Source organism: Paraburkholderia sp. RL17-380-BIE-A (assembly GCF_046028085.1).
Classification (GTDB): domain Bacteria; phylum Pseudomonadota; class Gammaproteobacteria; order Burkholderiales; family Burkholderiaceae; genus Paraburkholderia.
This window is the reverse complement of sequence record NZ_JARESQ010000003.1, coordinates 300198-318510: the sequence shown is the minus strand read 5'-3', so window position 1 is coordinate 318510 and position 18313 is coordinate 300198. Positions and strand designations below refer to the sequence as shown.

Below are 18313 nucleotides of genomic sequence, written 5' to 3'. Positions count from 1 at the left end.
CGCACGGGGCGGGGTCGGAGGTTTGCATGCACGACGTGCTAATGCTTGGCTTGACGAAGCTCGGTATCGCCTGTCTTTTAGGGGTTGTTGCCGGCATCCGTGATGCCACCAAGAAGCCCGCTCAGGACGGCTGGACGACCGTAGTTGATGAGTCCGCGCACAAGCGCGCCTGGAACTGGCTGCGCGGGCGCGGCAGCACGCGCATCGAGATAAGGAAGTAGTAGTTGCGGATCGGTGAGATAGCTTCCAAGGTGGTTCTGCAATCTCTCCCCCACCGCCTGCCCGAGCCGACTCCCTCCAGCGAAGATGCCTCCAGCGGCAAGCGGATGCCCGGTCAGAATTGCAGCTCCAGCAGCTGCGGTCTTCCCTAAACCGGTTGCGCCATTGAAAGATGGTCCAAACAGATTGCGGGCTAGCCAGCCATTGGCAGCTACGTTGTATGCAGTGTCGGACCCAGGCGAGCGGATCGAACTTGAAACCATCTCGCGTTGAAGATCTGATTGAATGCCCGTCAACGCCGCTTGCGCAGCAGGGTCAATTCCGAACTGCGCCACTGAAGGATCTCCGCGTAGCGCCTGAGCAAATCTTCCCTTGAACGCCGGAAAAGTGATGTTCGGCACGTTGGCGCCGTTCGGCGAAAGCAACGACAGGTCACCCGATAATCTCTGTCCCGCTGTCATTGTGTTGACAGGCGGCGAATTGGCAGCGTAAGCAGCACGCCCCTGCGCATAGTCCGGTGACGCGTTGTCCAGCCAGTTGAGATAGTCATTCTGAGCAGAGTTGATCGCACGCCGCTCTTGTGGACCAAGACGCGTATTTTCGGCGGCGCTCGACTGCAGATCATCCATCCCCAACTTCATGTAATGAAGCACGTCGCCCGAAATCTGTGCTGGCTGGGCCGAGGTTGCAGGACGTGTAAGTATTTGATTGAAAAGTGGCTGGCCGTTAAACCCAGTTGCACCCGTCGGTACATTCGCGAACTGCGCAGGTCGAGCAGCAATAGCGGCCGTTAAACCATTGTTACCCTCATTTTGTGCGATCGTGATGCCGCGCTGCAACGCTTGCTGCATCGCGGGGCGTTGCATCAGCGTGTGGAGTGCAGGATCGACATCATAGATACCAGCGCGCGCAGCCTGATATGCCGGAGCGGCTGCTGCGTTGCGAGCCTGAATGGCTGCGTCAAGTGTCTGCGGCGTCCCCGCGATACTGTTGATGACTGACCAGCGAGCATCGTTGTTGGCAATTTGCCGGTTAAGCAATGAATTGCGGAAATCGGGCGACGAATTCGACAAGGCCTTTTCAGTCTGCACGAGATACGGATTGCCAGACACCTGAGCCGTGGTTGGTATCGATCCAGGAACAAATTGCTGCGCGGTGCGGATGTTCGATGCAACGCTCGCGGCGTCGACCGGTGACATGCCGGCTGTGAGTCCTTGCCCGACAAATCGACCGGGTTGAATCACTGGGCGCACGGTATTCAAAATGCTGTTGGTAAGTGCGCGCGTGCCAGACATCACTGGCGGCACGGCGCCACCCAATAGACCGCCTACGCCAGTCTGCTCTGCCTTCTGCGTCCAGTAATCATTGCCAGGGTCCTGGACTGGCATCATGGCGGCTCCGGCCGCTCCCTGAAGCGCGCCGACGCCAATCTTTCCGGCCAGCCCGAGGCCAGCAAATTCAGGGCCGAGCGCCATCGCCGGCGCGGTGCCTACCATATTGCCTGCCATCTGGCCGGCACCGGTTGCAATAGGATGTGCAACCTCATACGGCGCGGCGCCCTGCTGCGCGGCATTCAAACCGTAATTCGCATCGTTCGTGAGGTAGTTGCCGATCTTGTTCAGACCGATCGCGTTCGCGCCTTTGCCGGCCAGTTGCTCGACGCCCGACGCCACATTGCCTAGCCCTTTGCCAAAGCCAACCAGCGCCGACGACATGACGCCAGGTTGCCCGGCAGCGGTTTGAGGTGCCGCGGCTCCCGTGCCGCCCGCTGCCGGCGCTGGGACCGGCGCAGCGCCAACGTAGGCATCGAACGACTGGGATGCCGCCGCCGGCGCGCTCAGGTAATCGTCGAAGGCGCTCATTTCAGCAATCCATTGTTGAATGCCCACTCGAAATTCGGCCGCAGCGATGGATTGGCCTTCACCGCCGCCTGCACCGCCGCTCGCTGCGCGTCGCCCGAGAGAGTCAACGCCGGAACCATTGACGGCTTCACGTTCTGGTCAAACGCTGCCGACTGCTGGGTGTACGTCTTCTCGTTGCCCTGCTGATAGACCGGCGTCAGGAATTGCGTCTTGATGTGGCTGAGATCGAGGTTGTTGAGTTGCGTCGTCAGGCCGCCGACCATCGCGGTTTGCGGCTTGTCGTAGGTCGGCACCGCCTCATCGATCGTCGCGCGCGCCGCGTCCGTGCCACCCGAACCGAGCGCCTTGCCTTGCAGGGCGACATAGGTAGCATGCAGCTTCTGATACGTCGCCGCGTCGGGACTGATCTTCGTTCCAACGGAGGCCGGCAGCAGGCCGACAGCCGTACCTGTCGCGCCCTTGTTGTGGGCGAGATTGATCATCTCCGTCAGAGCCTCGCGCGACTGCTGATAGCTCGCATCCGAGTTCGACAGTGCACTGTACGAGTCGGCCATCTGCTTGCTCGGCGCGCCTTGCGATGCATTTGCGGCAGCAGTAGCACCTTGTGGTGGCTGTGCAGACATTGGCCCGCGCGCCGCGGCCGCCGCCGGAGATGCGCCGCCTTGCAATGCCCCGCGCCAACCCGGCGTCTCGGTGTCGAAAAGAGCCGGCAGAATTCGAGCTCGCGTCGACGGATCGGAGAGGTTGATCGGATCGTTCACCCCGACGCCGCTTGCGGCCGACATCGCGGCGGCTTTCTGCGCCGGATTGTTGTTTCCGTCGCCTGCTGGCGCCCAACGATTGGCGATGCCGGCGATAGTGTTGATGCCGTGCTTCGCGCCGTAGGCCGCCAGCGTCTGGTCGGCAGCATTGATGCCAGCCTGCGGCGTGTCGTAAGTCGCGAACTGACCATCAGCACCCTTGATGTTGCCGAAGTTGTTATTGCGGATGCCGACCGGCGCGGCCGAATTGCCGCCGGCCGCATCGGCGACGTTGGCCGTGTTCTGGTACACGAAGCCGCCGTTGCCGCCGTTGGCCGTCGGATCCCAGACCTGCTGCAGGTTGTATTGCGCTTTGCCGCCAGCCTGCGCGGCCGCGCTTGAGCGAACTGCTTCCGGGCCGCCAGCAACCTGTTGAACCGCCCATGTTCCATCTCCATTCGGCACATTCATATAACCCTGCGGAGCCTGCCCCGGCGTGCCATAGACCTGACCGCCGCGAATATATGGTGCGCCAGGACGAAGCGCGACGATCCCCTCTTTGTCGACAACACCCTGAAGCGCGCTCTGATATTGGGGCGTTCCGTAGCCATACGCGGCCGCAGCATTCTTCTGAATGTCGGTGGGCATCTGGCGGGCAAGTTCGGGATCGTACTGCGCGGCCATTTCCATCATTTTTGTGCCGGCCGGATTACCTAACGCCGCGGCGCGCGCACCAGCAATCATCACTTCCTGTGGCGTATGACCACCGAACATTGCCGAGAATGGATCGGTCGGAGAAGGTGCTGACGCACCTTGGGGTTGCGCGCCTTGGGGTTGAGGCTGCATCAAGCCGCCCATTCCAGCCGACAATCCCGACATCGGCCCAACATTAGCGGCGCCAGATACCGGCGCGCCTTGTGCCATCGCGGGATTTGGCTGCCCCATCTGTTGCAGAGGTTGGCTCGAAACACCTCCACCGGAAGGCGCCCCGAACGGGTTCATCATTGCCTGCATCTTCGCCATCTGCATCTGCATCTGCAAGGCATTCCCGGCGTTCTGCTGCATGCCCTGCATGCCCGAGCCAAGTGCCTGCCCCATCGAAACGGGAATGCGCGAAGGGCCAGCAGCAGAGAGCAGACCTTGCGACATGCCGAGCAGCCCGGCCATCTGCGGATTGGCATACATGCCCATCAGGCCGCCGCCGGTGTCGCCCGAACCATCAAACAGTCCCATATGCACTCCCGAATCCGAATGGGTTATTCATCGGCATGGCCCCGTTGAAGCTTGCATATGGCATCGCCGGGCCGATCGGACCTTGTTGCTGAGGACGCGGGTTGCCAGCTTGAACCTGCTGGGGAGGCATCTGCATCGGAATCCGTTGCTGAGGCTGTTGCTGGCCCATCTGCATCATTCGCTGGCCCTGATTGAGCATCTGGCCGACGTTCGGCGTATAGCCGCCCATCGTTGCGCCGCCGAGTTGGGAGGCGCCAGCCACGTCGCCCGACATGCCGCCGCCGAGCGCGCCGCTCGCGGTGCCGCTCATGCCGCCGCCGGGCAGCAGGCCGCTGAAGAGCCCTGTCGGCGCAGACCCAAGTGCCGAACCCATATTCGCGCCCATGACCCCGCTGAGGCCGCTGCCGCCGGCTGACACTGCGCCAGTCAGGCCAGCATCGCCAACTGCGCCAGCTCCGCCGAGCAGTCCCTGCAAGCCACCAGCGCCCGCGCCAGAACTGAACAGCCCGGCCGTTCCGCTACCAACGACCGGCGTCGCCGCTGCGCCGCCCCAACTGGCCGCAGTGCCGAGTCCCGAGCCGCCCAGACCAGTGCCAAGCCCTACGCTACCGGCTCCTGTTCCCATTGTGCCCGCGGCGCCCGCGCCGGCTCCTGCTCCCGAACCGACGCCGCCCATAGCAGCGCCAAGTCCGGGAGCCGCAAAGCCGCCCGCGATCATCGGCGCAATCTTGTCGGCAACAGAGTTGATGCCAGAAAACATGTTCAGCGCACCGGCATCGCCCGGATTGCGGTTGTACATGTCCTGCCATGCGCTGGACGTGAAATTCCCCGTCGGGCTGATCAGTGCGCCGCCGGGTTTGTTGTTGAACAGTCCACCGAAGAACGGGTCATACCCAGGCACGCCAGCAACGGCGCCGAGTGTCTGAAGCGGATGGGCGGCAAGCTCGCCGACCGAATCCTTGGCGAAGTCGAAGATGTTACCGAGAAAGGACATGTGCCCCTCCGATAGCGTCGTAGTTCACCGTATCGAAGCCGCTCGAATCCCTCTTGACGGCATGCGGCGCGACCTGACGAACCTCGTCGGCCATGACGCCGAAGCGGCGCACGCGCGGCGCGTCCCACAGATAGCGATAGCGATAGACCGGCAGCCCGTTCTCAAGACTTTCGCCAGTCGCCTCGATGTCGAGCTTGAGGCGTCGATCCGAATAGGCGCCCATGAGGCCGCCAGCGACAGCGCCCAGGCCGCTCCCATAGCCTGACCCGTTGCTGAGCATGCTGCCGAGCGCAGCGCCACCCATCGCACCACCCATCGCGCCCGCCATCTGATTCGTGTAGTAAGGCGTCGTGGTAGACGTGTTGCCGCCGTACTGGCCTTGAATAAGGTTCGAATAGTTGTTCAGCAACTGCCACGGTGCGTTGATCTGCGACTGGTTCAGCGCCTGCTGGTTGCCGCCCATGTTGTACAGGTTGCTTATCGCGCCATTGACCGAATTGACGATATTCGGTGCGTTTGCCGACCCCGCCAGTTGCTGCTGCGAGGCCGTGTTGTAGTTCTGGGAAAGCCCCTGCGCGCCGGCGAGCTGGTTCTGCACGCCCTGCTGATACATCTGGTTCGCAAGACCCGCATCGGTATTGCCGAGTTGCGTCGCAAGATCCTGCTGGTTCTGGCTCTGCGCATTCATCATCGCGCCCGAACCGTAGCGTCCTGAGCCTTCCATCTGGCTCGTCGTCTGTGGTGCGGTCGCGGTCTGGTAGGCGCGCGTGATGGCGCTGTTCGCCGCATTCATCGCGCTCGACGTGTACGGGTTGTTAGCGCTGTTCGCGATGTTGCTGAACGTAGAATTACCCGGATTCGAGTTCAGGTACTGACCATTCAGCAGGTTCGTCGTGTAGTTGCCGGCCGCATTATTGACGCCCGACGAAAAGCCGAAGTTCGTCCCGTTTGCAACGTTCTGCGTCGCTCCCATCGCCTGTTGTTGCTGGGGCGTAAAGCCAGCGACAGACGATGAAGGGTCCTTGTTGAAATTGTCGTAGGTGTTTGCCGCCTGACTGAATACATTGGTCAGGTAGGCCTGCTGGCCGAGCCATGGATTGGTGACGGTGTTGCTTGTCGTGCTGCCGCCACCGCCGCCGCTGCCGTTTGCGGGAATCGACGGCAGTCCCAGCCGCATCAGGTGCAGTTGTCGTGGATTGCGAATCATATGGCACGCTCAAGATAAACATGGGTTTTGTCGTAGCCGCGGGGACGAAGAAACCGTTCCCAGCCGGGCCTTGCCTGAAACTCCATCGCGTGACATCCATTCGCCTTTGCCCACCGCTCGATCGTGTCAATACATGGCTCGAACCACTCTTCCATGTTGTTTCCAGTGACGATCCGAAGCGTGCAAACGCGCTGTTTCGGGTAGTTCGCGAGACGGGTGATGCCAACGGCGAATGCCGTGGTGGTTCTCCAGATCCAGAGCTGGTCTTCACCCGTCAAAAGACCCGCTCGAATGTCCTCTGCATCAAACTTGCCGCGTGTCGTCGCGCACGCGTCTTCAATGAGCACGCGCACGTCTTCCCACACCGCGTTGATATCGGGGCGTTGAATACCGTAGAGCATGGAAATCAGCCGATAAGGAGAACGTTGAAAGTTCGGTCAATGCTGGCCGTGCTGGCGTGCGCGAGGGTCGCCTGACCAGCCTTCTGGGACGAGACATAAAGACCGCCCAAGGCGCCCGCGGCGTTCGCACTGAGAGGCGAAAAGAAAATGCCGGTCGTCGCGCCGATCCGCGCGTCAATCAGCGTGGTCGTGGTGGAGTTAGGCGTGAGCGTTACCTGCGTGACAGCGTTCAGCTTTCCGGAACGAGCCCCGTTGACGCCCTGCGCGAGTTGGCGACGATGCTCAATCTCGTTCGGCATCGTCTCCGGAACGAGCGGATAGACGTCGACCGCGGTCTTCAGCGTCTTGTCTTCCACTTCGATGAAGCGCGTGCCCGGACCAGCGAAGCCAGAGATGATCTGCTTGTTGACCGGCGAGACCACCGCATATTCCGGCGATTCACCTGACGCCGAGTAGATCTTCTGCAACACGGTCTTGACCATCGTTTCGGTCAGGGCCGCGGTGACGCTGTTGTAGACGCGCACTTGCGAGCCGTCCGTCCAGCCGTTGGCTGCCAGACCAGGATTCGCGCCCGATGGCGTGCCACCCGTCTGGAACACCGTGTTGGTCGCCAGCCAGCAAGGCAGACCGCCCATCTTCGCCGCGACGGACGAGCTACCGGCCGCCTTCGCCTGGTTCTGGCTCAGAATGCCCTCGATGTCGCGCTTCAGTTCCTTCGACTTCTTCATGAGCTGGTAGCCCATCTTGTTCGTGCCACCCGCAGCGACGACAGCCTGCGATTTGCCCGACAACTGGACGACCTTGTTCGACGTTTGCACGTAGTTGCCCATGCGCGCCGTCGGCGTCAGAACCTGCGCGCTCGGGTCGTCACCTTCGACCTGGGCGTTGGCCAGGTTCTGAGCCGCCAGCGAGTCGGTATCCCACTCGTGGTTGCTCTGCGCGGCCTTGTTCTTCTTCGTCATGTTCAGGATCGGCGTCTTGAACGGATCGACGTTGAAGATGAGATTCGAGAGGTCTTCCCGAATGTTGGTTTGCGTGTACGTCTGGTAAGTATTCGACGGGACCGTCATTTCAAGCTCCTGTTTACTGGTTCGCGAAAAACTCGAACGCGTCTGCTTGCGCGTCCTGATCGCGTGGATTTCGTCCTAGGCGATCCATCACTTGCTGACGTTTCGCCACGTTTGGATTGCTATCGACCCGAGATCCCGGTTTCGCCATCACTGGCGCTTGCCGAACCTGCTTCAGTGCTTGAGGCGTGGCCGCTTGGAGTGCCCGAAATTGCGCCGCATCATGCAGAATCAGCATGTAGCGGTGGTCATAGATCTGGCTGAGCTCGGCGTCCTTGAACCCCACGCTGCGGGCGTACTGCGACATCTGTTCCCTGTCTTTCGAGAAGGCTGCCGGGTCGCGCCATGCGGGGCGCGCGCCCATCAACCGCTCGTTCTCGGCAGCCAGTTGCTGCGCGAGGTTCTGCTGTTGCTGCTGGGCCTCCAGCGCGGTCTGCTGCTGGATCTGCCCGAGATAGTTCTGGATGCCGGCCTGACGCTGCTGGAATTCCTGCTGGAGAGCGGCGAATTCGGCCGGGTTGTTCGCGCGCAGGCTGTTCCAGTCGATCTTCTGGTAGTCGTGGTTCAGCATCTGCATGGCGAGGTTGCCGAGCTGCTGGTTCTGCTGGATCTGTTGCTGGAACATCGCGCGAACTGCATGCTGTTCCTGCTCGAACTGCGCCTTCTGGTTGCTCAGTTCGATCGACTTGTTGTTGACGTGGCCTTCGAGCTGGTACGACTTGAGTACGTCGGCGAGCGGCACCTGCATTTCCTTGCCGTCGATCTTGGCCGTGACATGCAGCCCCATGACCGATTCGGGATCGATCTTGTGCGCGGCGAGCATTTCATTGAGCGACGAATACGCTGGCGTTTCCGCCTCCTGAGCAGCCGCCTGATCGCCTTCCGGCTTCTGCGCGCCCTGTTCCTCGGATTGCGCGTCACGAACCTCTTGTGCGTCGTTCTGCTGAGTCTGTGCGGCTTCTTCTTCGCGCGGGCGCTCGGCGGCTTCGGATGCATCCCAGAAGTTCTGGAATGCTGCTTCCTGCCCGCCTGCCGCGCCCAAGTCTTGGGTAGTGGCCTGTACGTCGCTCATTTGCTCGCCTCAAATAAAAAAGCCACCCGAAGGTGGCTTGCTGTGGAGAATGGCTGGATTAGCCGAACAACTTGAAGCGCGCGCGGCGCTCCTCTTCCTGCTTGATCGTGAACTGCGCAATCTCGCCGGTCTGCTTGATCTGTTCAAGGTACTTTTCGAGCGCATCCCAGCATTGCAGCGTGAGAATCAGCCGCGAGTGCATTTCCTGATTCGCCATCGGGACAGCGCGCATCTGGCGCTCGATGCCTTCCAGAACGTGCTTGCGCGCGGCGATGAACACGGATGAGTCGAGCACGCTGGCAGCGTCGCCGCCGCGTTTGATTTCGTCTTCAGACGCCACGTTGAACCTCGCTCATGTCCTGATTCATCACCTGGCCGGCGTTCGCGGTCGGATCCTGCTTCAATTGCGAAGCAGCGATCTGACCCAGCACCTTGAACACCGTCTGCCATTCCTGCGAATTGATCTGTGCGAGCTGCACGTCGCGGTCGGCGCCGCTCTGATGTGCGGAATGCAGCACTTCGGCCTGGGCATGTAGTTGCGCCGAGCGTTCGGCAGCTTGCGCCTTGATCAGATCGCCCTGCAAACGGGCATTCTCGGTCGCCTGCTTGCTCTGCGTCTGTTGCGCGGTGGTCTGCGCTTCAAGTTGAGCGCGATCCATAGCGCCCTTTTCCTTGATCTGCGCCACTTGCACGGCCGGATTCGGCTGCGGCGGATGCTGCGCCTGCTGTTGCTGGAACTCGGGCGAGTCCGGGTCCATTGCGAACTCAGTGGGATTCTCAAATCCCAGCAGGTGCGACATCTTGCGGAACGTGTTGTAAGCCTGCTTCGGGCCGACCAGACCGAACTGCGCGAGTTGGCCCTGCGCCTGACCGAGCATCATCACATTGGCGCGCGCTTCCTCGCGATTGCCCGATCCCAGGCCAACGTTCGGCACGACTTCCGTGCGCTCGCTCCAATCGGCCGGGTTGGCGTTGATCCAGCGCTTGTCGGTGAGGCGGAACGTCAATTCCTCGTCTTGGTGACGGCGCAACAGGCCGTGAATCTTCAGGAAGATGTCCTTGACGCCCTCAGCCATGAGTCGCGCAACAAGCTCGACCTTCTTTCCCGCGGCCGACATCGCAGCCAACTGGCCGCCCTTCGTCACGTCCTGCAATGCATCAGCGTCGACGCCCATCGTGTCCTTGCCGATGCCCGTGCGCATCTCGCGCTGCAGATCGCAGTATTCGAGCGCCGGCAGGATCTGAGACATCAGGTTCGACGGCATGTCGAGAGGCATGATGCTCATCCCCGGCGAGCCAGTCGTGCGGATGATGCCGCCGGGGCGCGAGGTCAGCAGATCGCCCATGTTGACGTTCTGCCAGTCCACCGCGAGTCGCTGGTTGTTCGAGATGTAGATGTTGTCGAGCGCCTGACGGAACAACGTCGTCTTGATGACCTGAAGGTCGTACAGCAGATCGTAATAGCTGATGCCGACATGACGGTGCGGCATGCGGATCGGCGAGCAGTACGAATAGCTGACTTCCTCGCATTCGTCGTTGTCGAGGATCTTGTCCCCGCCCACCATCACGCGGCGCAGTTCGGCGATGCCGTCGCCGTCGAAGTCGACGCGAATGAACACGGTGCGCAGCGAAACAAGCTGGCTGGCCGGATCGGTCGGGTTTTCCTCGCTCAACTGGTCTGTGACCTCGTTGCGCGCCAGTTCGATCAGGTCGAGCCAGTCAGGCTGCGCGACCTCAATCCCGTTGACGATATTGGCGTCGAAGCCCATCTCGATCAGTTCCGAGCGCGTTTTCTTGCACTCGTGCTCGGTGAATGGCGATTCGTCGAAGCCGTGACGGGCCTGCGGCGACACGCGCATTTCTTCCGGAGGCACGCACTCGACCTTGACCTGGCCGACCTTCTTGGTGCGGCGCAGCTTAATGTCGAACGTCGTAGTCTGTTGCTGACCCATCGGGCCGTCGATGAGTTTGATTTCCTCGGTCTGCTCAAGGATCTCGATCTCGTCGTCGGTCTGCAACAGCATCGCCAGCTCGATCTCGTTCAGGCCGGTATAGCTTTCGACGACCGTCTTGCGCTTCTTCAGCCAGTAGCTATTGACGTAGCCGTTGCGCAGCAGCAGCGCATCCTTCAGGAAGTCGTGCAGGATGATGAAGCCGGGATTTTGCCGCATGAACACCCAGTTCACGACCTCCGTCTCGATCTCGGCCTGGTCTTCGTCACCTGGTGATTCCGGGTCGAACTGGACCGGTTTGCCCGAACCGACGAACATCGCCATCAACGTCGGCATGATCCACTCGACCGTGTCGCGCAGCTCAGGCAGCACGATCTGCGAGCGGTCCTCGATCTCATTGCCAATCGGGCGCGCGAAATATGCATTCAGCGCGTTGTAGCGATCGATCTCCAGCGTGGTCATCGTCTGGCCGGCTGGCTTGATGCTGCCGCCGACTGACGGGCCGGCAGAGACGCTTGAGCCCAACGCGCTCTTCTCGTAGCTGCCGATCAGCGCCAGAAGCTCGGCATCGGTCATCTGCTTCTTGTCAGCCATTCGATGCGTCCTTGGGTTTCGGTCCGGGCTTGCGTTGGGCGGTGCGTTCGAGTTCTTCAATGCGCTCATTCGCGCGCAGCAGGTGGTTGTTCGTATCGATCAGGGCAGACTGAGCATGTTCGAGATGCCGAGAAAGCGCCTCAAAGCGCTCTTCCAGTCTCGCCACCTTCGCTTCCAATGCAATGCTCATTGAGAATTTCCTTTCTTGTGGATCGGCGGGCGTTGGAATATTTCTCTCACACGATTCCTAGGCGCGGATAGTTCAGCGGCTTCATTTCCTGCGGCTCCTTCCAGATCACGCAGCCGAGGCCGAATGCATCGCTGCCGTGGCTTGACCAGTCGTGATCCGGCCCAAGTCCGATGCCGCGCTCCTGGTCGCGCTTCTCGTGATACCAGCCCAGCGCGGCGCGCCCAGCCTCTGTAGTGGCCTCGTGAAACCTGACCTGCGGGAACAGCACACGCGCCCGCTCGACCCGCGCCATCGCCGCGCCTTTGCCCTGATTTGGCACGACCGTGACGGTGTAGCCGGCCTTTTTCAGCGCGGACTCGTACGAGACGTCGTACACCTTGTCTTGCGTCGAGCCGTCGTGCGGCAGCCAGAACTGCGCACGGTCCGGCGTATAGCCTTGCGTTCTGCACCACGCCAGATGCGCATCAATCGGCTGACCAACGGCTTCGTAGTAGTTCACAACGCGGATTTCACGCCCGATGAACTGCATCGCCCAAATGGCGAAAGCATCAGCCCGCGCGCCGGTGCCGCCTATGTCGCAGATCAGGCGGATCGTCATCAGCGGATCGGCAGGGAAGAAACCGATTCGGCCTTCTTCCTTCGCCTTCGCCAGATGCCGCGCAAAGTAAGCGCCTTCGAGCGTCGTCACGTAATCGCCTTCCCACACGTGCGGATACTGTTCCGGGCGCTCCTCAATGTCGCGCTGCCTGTCACGCTCCAGCTTGGCCGGGAACTTCGGGTTGTCGCGCCAGTTCAGTTCGACGATTTTCACGCGCGGATCATTGCTGTGGCGGAATCGCTTCTCCACCGGCGCCGTCTTGCGCCGCGGATTCCACGTCACCCACAGCTCGGCATTCCAGTCCGTGCCTTCTTCCCGCAGCGTCGGTATCAGCGTCGTCCAGGCGTCGTCCGTCACCGGCTCGGCCTCGTCGACCCAGCACAGCAGAATGCGCCCCTTCGATTTGATTGACGCGATGTTGCGATCGAGCCCGGCGAAAGCGAATGAAATCCGTCCGTCCCGGCTCTTGATGTACTTGTCGCCTATGTCGTAATAGGCCTTGAGAAACGGTTCATCCTCGATTGCCCGCTTGCATTCCTCCAGCGAGGAATCGTCCAGCGAGTTCATGAACTGCCGCCCGCACAACAGAATGCCGCTGATTCCAGCCATCCCGTACGAGTAGCCCCGCACCGCAGCCATCTTGGCAAAGCTGCGAGTCTTTCCTGACCCGCGCCCCCCGTGCGCCCCTCTGACGTCAGCCGACCCCGCGAATATCGGGATCAGCTTCTTGGGAAGCTTAATCTGCGCTGTTGCCATCAAGCGCGACGAGTTCGATACGCGTCACCACTGGGCCGCCACCTTCGCCAGTAACCTGCAGCGGAAGCAGCTTCGGGTAAATCGTCCCCCAGAAAACTCGCTCGTTCGCCGGATCTTCCTGCGCCCATTCCGTCAGGCGCTCGGCCCCGCCAAGTGCTTCAGCCGCCGCAGCGATCGCGTCTTTGGCTGCCCGCGTCGTCTTGTTCAGCGTGCCCTTCTTGCGCCCCTTACCGGCCGCCGGCGGCTTACGCTTGCCAGCAGATTGCACTTGTTTGCTATCTTCCATGACCTAGCAACGCCCTTGCGGGTAGTTGCCCTCAGTGAGTGCGCAGCTCCATGCCGAGCCGCAATGTGCCGACGACAATTGCCGCCAGCAGAGCCATTGCAGCGACCCAGCCCAGAACGCGCCACATGTTACGAACCCAGCTTTTCCCACTCGTCGTGCGAGCCGGGATGCTTCGTGTCGTTGTGCTTCGCCGTGCGCTGGCCGCGATCGGGCATCTTCGCCTTGTCTTTCGTGTTCATCGCAATGGCGACGGCTTGTTTCTGGGGTTTGCCAGCAGCCATCTCCGTCTTGATGTTCTTTCCGACTGCGGCTTTCGAACCAGACTTGATCAATGGCATTTCGGGCTCCAGAAACGAAAATGCCCCGCGCGGCGCGAACCGGCGAGGCTTAGAGACAATGATTGAGACTATCAATTAACAGCAGATTCTAGGGCAAAGTGTTCAATCAACCATAGCGCTATTTTGCTCAACCGAAATTGAACACTTCTCAGACGTGAATGATTCATGCGCCTTTCGGATAACCACCGACAATGATTGAGCCCGCATAGCGAATCGCCTGGCCCGGTTGTAGATCGTGCCTCGCGCGCATTCCTGTTCCTTAGCCATGGCCTTTATGTTTGCCCTGTACCAATGCACGCCGACAAAGCAGGACGCCTCATCGTCAACTGTGCCGCTCTCGCACAGGGCGTGAACTGCCATGTTGAAGAAAGGCATATCTTTGTCCATGAAAGCATCCGCTTCGAAAGTGCGGCCGCGCTTTGGCTGAAGTCGAGCAAGAATGTTGGACTTGACGGTCGGTGCAAAATAGCGCCGTGTATTGCACCACCATACCCACCGCTCCGCCTGCTCGTCGATTGTCTGTTCGTCGAACTTTTCCATTGTGTGTTCCCGATCAATGTTCGAACCGCTGTAGCGGGTGCTTTGATGATTGAAGGCTCGCGCTCACGCACGCGCCGTGGCTGTGAAAATCAGTAGGTCTGGCGCGCCGTGGCAAAATCGCTCGCATCAAAACAAATTCGGGGTTGCTGTGAAACGAGTAGTTGTGTGGGACGTGGGTCTGGGCTGCGGCTTCGTCGTGGCTGTTTTGCTTCTTGGCCAAATCGCCTGGGTTGAGATCGGAGGAAAGTCTGCCCCGGACCTTTGGACTGTATTGAGCGCACTCGGCACCGTTTCGGCAACATTCGTGGCGCTGTTTGTCGCGATCCATACCCTTCGTGAAAAGACACGTGAAGAGAAGATTCGAGCAGGGCTGGCTGCCGCACAACTCGCACCGTTGCTTCTGCACTGCTCGGCCAGACTGAACACCATCTGCAACAGGCTCGACGAGTTTATAAAGATCGATCCTTCTCCCGAGCGTTACTATGCTCTCACGTCGCTTTTCAAAGACGTCGTCTCCTATGAGCCGACCTTCGAAAACCTCCGTGATCTCGCGCCGCTGCCAAATGATTGCGCGGAGAGCATTGCAGCAGGATTCGCTCAGTTGAAACTGTGTAGCAAAATGTTCCTTCAAGCCGAATATTTGTACGCGGAGTCTCCCGAGGCAACGGATACACGTCGACAACGAAGCAGTATTATTGCCGGCCTGAGCAAGGGCGTGCTCGATGTACTGCGGCCAGCAATACAGATCTGCAACGACGCCGCTAAGGTGAAGATTGGCGGCCCCGGTGTGAAGTAGCAACGCGTTCAAAACTGCACTCGCGCAGCGATCAATGCATGGCGCAGATCCTGAACCGTCCCAGCGAGCGTTTCGGCCAGGTAACGGGCCCGGTACGCATCGCTGACATCGCCAGTACGTTCGCGAACGTCGGCCGGCGTCTCCATGACCCGGGTGCACTGCGCCGCAGTCGCCCGGAACACGCGCCATCCGGTTTGCGATAGCCAATGAGCGACGCGCGCCGATTCTTCATCGTCACCGCATTGCAGCCCAACCTTCGCCGCCGGATTTCCGAAGCTGACGACCAGGTCGCCGACAGGCAATCGAGGCCATAGCGGCAACCCTTCCGAACGTATGTCCTGCCATGCACCGAACTCGACAGGCGTCAGCACGGCGGCCCAATCGGCGACTTCGTACGGGTCAATGCAGGCCCAATCGGCAGATCCTTCCATGACCCTTTTCTGAATCGATGCATAGTTTTTCGCAATTGAGTCGCTCATCGAAACATCCTCCGTGAAGTCGCCGCCAGACACATAAACTTCCCAACAGTTGCAGTGAAGACCGCCGCGGGTTTTGCCCGCCCCGTGGCAAGACGGGCAGTTCGGCAGAGCGTCAGGCTTTGGCTGCGGAAAGACATGCTGCGTTTCGTAAAAGATTCGAGCCCGAAAATCGTATTGCGAAGGATCCGGCATGCGGCGGTTGCGGCGCTCCGGATAGTTAGATAGACACATCGAGCACGAACAGTCAGTTGATTTTCTGCAGGTGGCGTTCATTCGAAACCTTTGGATTGGCGTGGTTTGGTTCTCGGAGCTGGCGTATAGCCGACGGGCAGATCGCGGAAAAGTGTTTGCTCGCCGACGTATTCAGCCGCCACTACTCCGGTTGGACCGTTACGCTGTTTGGCGACATTGATCTCAGCGATACCCCTGTCACTGGAGTCCGGGTTGTAGACTTCATCCCGGTACAGAAAAATGATTACGTCGGCGTCCTGCTCGATCTCTCCCGAGTCGCGGAGATCCGAAACGATCGGGCGCTTGTTCGTACGGTCATCGCATTTTCGAGACAACTGAGCGAGCAAGACGACAGGAATGCCGAGTTGCTTGGCGAGCGCCTTCAGGCCACGCGTGTTGGCACCGACCTGCTCGTTTCGGTTGTTCCCTTCACTGGCAGCCATGAGCCCGAGGTAGTCAACCACGATCAGGCCAAGGCCGTGCCGACGCTTCGCGGCCCGCGCACGACCGCGGATCTCGGCCAGCGATTGCGCCGGCCGATCATCGACAATCAGGCCGAGTTCGGAAACCTTCTGAACACCGGCAGTCAAGCGCTTCCAATCTTCGTTGTCGTCGCCTTTTCCGAACTTCTTTCCATCGAGCACTTTTTCCAACGATAGACCGGACGCGCGGGCGAGAGCGCGCGAGCAGAGCTCTTCACCCTCCATTTCTTGCGAGAAAAACATCGTCGGCGCGCCGCCCTCCGCGGCTGCCTCCGCAAGGCCGAGGGCGATCGCCGTCTTCCCCATTCCCGGCCGGCCAGCCACAATGATCAATTGTCCTGGTCGCATGCCTCCGCCCAGCTTAGCGTCGAGAGCACGAAGGCCAGTCGATAGACCCACACGCATCTTGCCCGCGCTATGAAACTGATCGTCGATCCGCTCAATAACTGGCGTCAGGAAGGCCGACATAAACCGCGGCTCGCTCGCAGTCGCCTCAGCGAGCGGCTCAAACTTCGCCTGTGCCTCGTTGATGATCTCGGCGGCCGTTTTACCGTTGCGGTTGTAGACCAGCTCGGCGACTTCGTCTGTCGCGGTGAGCAAGCGGCGCATCTTGGCTCGGTCGATCACGATCTCGGCCCAGCGGCCTATCCCGGCAGCGCTGGGTGCCTCCGCGCACAGGGCGTTCAGATAAGCCATGCCGCCGATTTCGGCCGCCTTGCCAGCCGCGCCGAGCGACTCGAACACGGTGATCAGGTCGGCACGGCGCTGCGCCATGATCATCTTCGAGATGGCTTCGAAAATGATCCGGTGGTCGAACCGGTAGAAATGCTCGGCCCGCAACTCGCTGATTCGATCGATGGAATCGTTATCGTTCATCAACGCACCGAGTACCGATTGCTCGGCTTCGACCGAGTGAGGCGGAATTCTCACCGAGTCAGGCTGCGCCTCTTCGAATCGTGCGTTCATGCTGCGTCTCTCACGTGCGTTCGTTTCGCCTGCTCGCCGACGGTTGTCAGCGCACAAGCCCCGTCGGCACTGAGCCACCAAAGCTTGAACCAGTTGCCGCGCACAGATTTCCGGTACACCTCCCGCCAGTCGCGATAACGCTTGGCGTCAGGCGCCGAATACCGGGCTTTGAACTCCAGCCAGTGCAAGTGCAGGATATCCATCGGAATCCCCGCGGCTTCGGCGTACGCAAAAACCGGATCGTCTTCGGGAATCGGCTTTTGACCGGCCAATCGGCAGGCTTCAAAAAACGCTTTCAGACCGATCGCCGGTTTCCTCTTCGATTTTTCTTCGATTGCTGGAAGCCCCCCATCGGGGGGTATGGGGGTATTTGTTTTATCTTGTCCCTGTCCCTGTCCCTGTCCCTGTCCCTGTCCCTGTCCCTGTCCCTGTCTTAGCCGTGACTCGTCCGGCGTATTGCCGTGACTGTCCGGACCTGTCACGCGGACAGGTGTGTGACAGGCTGTGACGTGTTCCGAATAAAGCGCGCGCAGGTCACGCGTGGCGATATTCCAGGCCGGCACGACATTCACATTCCGAAGGGCCTCGAACATTGCGCTGCGCTCCTCGCGTTCACGTCGCTTGCGTTCCCGCTCGTTCGCATCCTTCTCCAGGCGATTCAGTTTCATTTCCCAGCTCTCGCGAGCCTTCTCGCACGTGGTGGGGTTGTAAAGGCGCCCGTCGCTGCACTTGACCCATCCGTGCAATACATCGGCCTTTACCTTTGGCCACTTAACTGGATCACACACTGCAAGATCGGAGAGCACGTCATCGTCATCCTCAAGAGAGCCAGCAGGAACGTCGTGCCAAGCGGCTGTCCAAAGATTGACCATATAGAACGCCAGTGCAGGATTGCGCTTGGCCTTCAGCCATGCCTTGCTGCGGCGCAAACGTTGAATGTCGAGCGGCATGAACGCGAAGTCGCGTAGATCACAATCCATCGGAGTCATCGGCTCGGGAAGGTCGTGGGTCACGTGAGCCCCCGCGCGTCTTCCAGAAGGCTCATCTGTGCCTCGCTGCGCGCGAGGATCTCGGCACGCATCAGGCGCCAGCAGACTGCGCGCAACGGACGAGTCTTCGCGGCACACATCAGACCGCCGAGCGCCCTGATACGCAGTTCGCGGGCATGGTCGGCAAGCGGGCGGCCAATCAGAGACGCCTCGACAAGAGACGCCCTAATGGACCATGAGTGCAGTTGGATTGAACCAACCTTGCGCTGCCGGCGCGCAGCACGACGCAAACGGGTTACGTGCTTTTGGGCGGTCGTCATG

19 protein-coding genes are annotated in these 18313 nt (G+C 60.5%); 1 reads left to right on the top strand and 18 read right to left on the bottom strand.

Features of this window, described 5'->3' with window-relative positions; translation table 11 throughout:
• Window positions 1-77: 77 nt before the first annotated feature.
• The 14 genes from P0D68_RS06685 to P0D68_RS06620 form a co-directional block, all read right to left on the bottom strand.
• Complete coding sequence (locus P0D68_RS06685; RefSeq protein ID WP_408297307.1) at window positions 78-2081, bottom strand: hypothetical protein; 2004 nt, start codon at window positions 2079-2081, stop codon at window positions 78-80.
• Window positions 2078-4054, bottom strand: coding sequence for a hypothetical protein (locus P0D68_RS06680; protein WP_408297309.1), 1977 nt, complete (start codon window positions 4052-4054; stop codon window positions 2078-2080). Before P0D68_RS06680 ends, P0D68_RS06685 begins: the two co-directional genes overlap by 4 nt.
• Window positions 4041-5048, bottom strand: coding sequence for a hypothetical protein (locus P0D68_RS06675; protein WP_408297311.1), 1008 nt, complete (start codon window positions 5046-5048; stop codon window positions 4041-4043). Before P0D68_RS06675 ends, P0D68_RS06680 begins: the two co-directional genes overlap by 14 nt.
• Window positions 5032-6255 (bottom strand): tail fiber domain-containing protein, encoded by a 1224-nt coding sequence (locus P0D68_RS06670; protein ID WP_408297313.1) that lies wholly within the window; start codon window positions 6253-6255, stop codon window positions 5032-5034. The genes P0D68_RS06675 and P0D68_RS06670 overlap by 17 nt, the downstream gene beginning before the upstream one ends.
• The gene (locus P0D68_RS06665) at window positions 6252-6656 is read right to left on the bottom strand and encodes a hypothetical protein (RefSeq protein WP_408297315.1); all 405 of its coding nucleotides are present in this window, start codon (window positions 6654-6656) and stop codon (window positions 6252-6254) included. Before P0D68_RS06665 ends, P0D68_RS06670 begins: the two co-directional genes overlap by 4 nt.
• A gap of 5 nt (window positions 6657-6661) precedes the next feature.
• Complete coding sequence (locus P0D68_RS06660; protein ID WP_408468157.1) at window positions 6662-7726, bottom strand: SU10 major capsid protein; 1065 nt, start codon at window positions 7724-7726, stop codon at window positions 6662-6664.
• A 13-nt stretch (window positions 7727-7739) separates the two neighbouring features.
• Window positions 7740-8795 (bottom strand): hypothetical protein, encoded by a 1056-nt coding sequence (locus P0D68_RS06655; RefSeq protein WP_408297333.1) that lies wholly within the window; start codon window positions 8793-8795, stop codon window positions 7740-7742.
• 58 nt (window positions 8796-8853) lie between these two features.
• Window positions 8854-9135 (bottom strand): hypothetical protein, encoded by a 282-nt coding sequence (locus P0D68_RS06650; protein WP_408297335.1) that lies wholly within the window; start codon window positions 9133-9135, stop codon window positions 8854-8856.
• Entirely contained in the window at window positions 9125-11341 is a 2217-nt protein-coding gene (locus P0D68_RS06645; protein WP_408297337.1) for a portal protein, read from the bottom strand. The genes P0D68_RS06650 and P0D68_RS06645 overlap by 11 nt, the downstream gene beginning before the upstream one ends.
• The gene (locus tag P0D68_RS06640; RefSeq protein WP_408297339.1) at window positions 11334-11531 is read right to left on the bottom strand and encodes a hypothetical protein; all 198 of its coding nucleotides are present in this window, start codon (window positions 11529-11531) and stop codon (window positions 11334-11336) included. Before P0D68_RS06640 ends, P0D68_RS06645 begins: the two co-directional genes overlap by 8 nt.
• Window positions 11532-11577: 46 nt before the next feature.
• Window positions 11578-12885, bottom strand: a complete 1308-nt coding sequence (locus P0D68_RS06635; protein ID WP_408297341.1) for a phage terminase large subunit — start codon at window positions 12883-12885, stop codon at window positions 11578-11580.
• The gene (locus P0D68_RS06630) at window positions 12866-13171 is read right to left on the bottom strand and encodes a hypothetical protein (RefSeq protein WP_408297343.1); all 306 of its coding nucleotides are present in this window, start codon (window positions 13169-13171) and stop codon (window positions 12866-12868) included. Before P0D68_RS06630 ends, P0D68_RS06635 begins: the two co-directional genes overlap by 20 nt.
• Window positions 13172-13299: 128 nt before the next feature.
• Window positions 13300-13509, bottom strand: a complete 210-nt coding sequence (locus tag P0D68_RS06625) for a hypothetical protein (RefSeq protein WP_408297344.1) — start codon at window positions 13507-13509, stop codon at window positions 13300-13302.
• 102 nt (window positions 13510-13611) lie between these two features.
• Complete coding sequence (locus P0D68_RS06620; protein WP_408297346.1) at window positions 13612-14049, bottom strand: hypothetical protein; 438 nt, start codon at window positions 14047-14049, stop codon at window positions 13612-13614.
• Window positions 14050-14125: 76 nt separating this feature from the next.
• On the opposite strand from P0D68_RS06620, the gene P0D68_RS06615 reads away from it, so the two are divergent.
• Complete coding sequence (locus P0D68_RS06615) at window positions 14126-14845, top strand: hypothetical protein (protein ID WP_408297348.1); 720 nt, start codon at window positions 14126-14128, stop codon at window positions 14843-14845.
• Window positions 14846-14853: 8 nt separating this feature from the next.
• Here P0D68_RS06615 and P0D68_RS06610 read toward each other — a convergent pair whose 3' ends face one another.
• From P0D68_RS06610 to P0D68_RS06595, 4 genes are read right to left on the bottom strand one after another with little or no spacing between them, the layout of a single operon-like run.
• A complete protein-coding gene (locus tag P0D68_RS06610; protein WP_408297350.1) occupies window positions 14854-15597 on the bottom strand; it encodes a hypothetical protein in 744 nt (247 codons plus the stop codon).
• Window positions 15594-17003, bottom strand: a complete 1410-nt coding sequence (gene dnaB / locus P0D68_RS06605) for a replicative DNA helicase (protein ID WP_408297352.1) — start codon at window positions 17001-17003, stop codon at window positions 15594-15596. Before dnaB ends, P0D68_RS06610 begins: the two co-directional genes overlap by 4 nt.
• Window positions 17000-18016 (bottom strand): DUF1376 domain-containing protein, encoded by a 1017-nt coding sequence (locus P0D68_RS06600; RefSeq protein ID WP_408297354.1) that lies wholly within the window; start codon window positions 18014-18016, stop codon window positions 17000-17002. Before P0D68_RS06600 ends, dnaB begins: the two co-directional genes overlap by 4 nt.
• On the bottom strand, window positions 18013-18312 hold the full coding sequence (locus P0D68_RS06595) for a hypothetical protein (protein WP_408297356.1): 300 nt from the start codon (window positions 18310-18312) through the stop codon (window positions 18013-18015). The genes P0D68_RS06600 and P0D68_RS06595 overlap by 4 nt, the downstream gene beginning before the upstream one ends.
• Between the last annotated feature and the right edge of the window lies 1 nt (window position 18313).

Bases quoted from the DNA above. Each gene is read 5' to 3' on its own strand.
- P0D68_RS06685 (WP_408297307.1), bottom strand. From the start codon at position 2,081: ATGAGCGCCTTCGACGATTACCTGAGCGCGCCGGCGGCGGCATCCCAG.
- P0D68_RS06680 (WP_408297309.1), bottom strand. From the start codon at position 4,054: ATGGGACTGTTTGATGGTTCGGGCGACACCGGCGGCGGCCTGATGGGC.
- P0D68_RS06675 (WP_408297311.1), bottom strand. From the start codon at position 5,048: ATGTCCTTTCTCGGTAACATCTTCGACTTCGCCAAGGATTCGGTCGGC.
- P0D68_RS06670 (WP_408297313.1), bottom strand. From the start codon at position 6,255: ATGATTCGCAATCCACGACAACTGCACCTGATGCGGCTGGGACTGCCG.
- P0D68_RS06665 (WP_408297315.1), bottom strand. From the start codon at position 6,656: ATGCTCTACGGTATTCAACGCCCCGATATCAACGCGGTGTGGGAAGAC.
- P0D68_RS06660 (WP_408468157.1), bottom strand. From the start codon at position 7,726: ATGACGGTCCCGTCGAATACTTACCAGACGTACACGCAAACCAACATT.
- P0D68_RS06655 (WP_408297333.1), bottom strand. From the start codon at position 8,795: ATGAGCGACGTACAGGCCACTACCCAAGACTTGGGCGCGGCAGGCGGG.
- P0D68_RS06645 (WP_408297337.1), bottom strand. From the start codon at position 11,341: ATGGCTGACAAGAAGCAGATGACCGATGCCGAGCTTCTGGCGCTGATC.
- P0D68_RS06640 (WP_408297339.1), bottom strand. From the start codon at position 11,531: ATGAGCATTGCATTGGAAGCGAAGGTGGCGAGACTGGAAGAGCGCTTT.
- P0D68_RS06635 (WP_408297341.1), bottom strand. From the start codon at position 12,885: ATGGCAACAGCGCAGATTAAGCTTCCCAAGAAGCTGATCCCGATATTC.
- P0D68_RS06630 (WP_408297343.1), bottom strand. From the start codon at position 13,171: ATGGAAGATAGCAAACAAGTGCAATCTGCTGGCAAGCGTAAGCCGCCG.
- P0D68_RS06625 (WP_408297344.1), bottom strand. From the start codon at position 13,509: ATGCCATTGATCAAGTCTGGTTCGAAAGCCGCAGTCGGAAAGAACATC.
- P0D68_RS06620 (WP_408297346.1), bottom strand. From the start codon at position 14,049: ATGGAAAAGTTCGACGAACAGACAATCGACGAGCAGGCGGAGCGGTGG.
- P0D68_RS06610 (WP_408297350.1), bottom strand. From the start codon at position 15,597: ATGAACGCCACCTGCAGAAAATCAACTGACTGTTCGTGCTCGATGTGT.
- dnaB (WP_408297352.1), bottom strand. From the start codon at position 17,003: ATGAACGCACGATTCGAAGAGGCGCAGCCTGACTCGGTGAGAATTCCG.
- P0D68_RS06595 (WP_408297356.1), bottom strand. From the start codon at position 18,312: ATGACGACCGCCCAAAAGCACGTAACCCGTTTGCGTCGTGCTGCGCGC.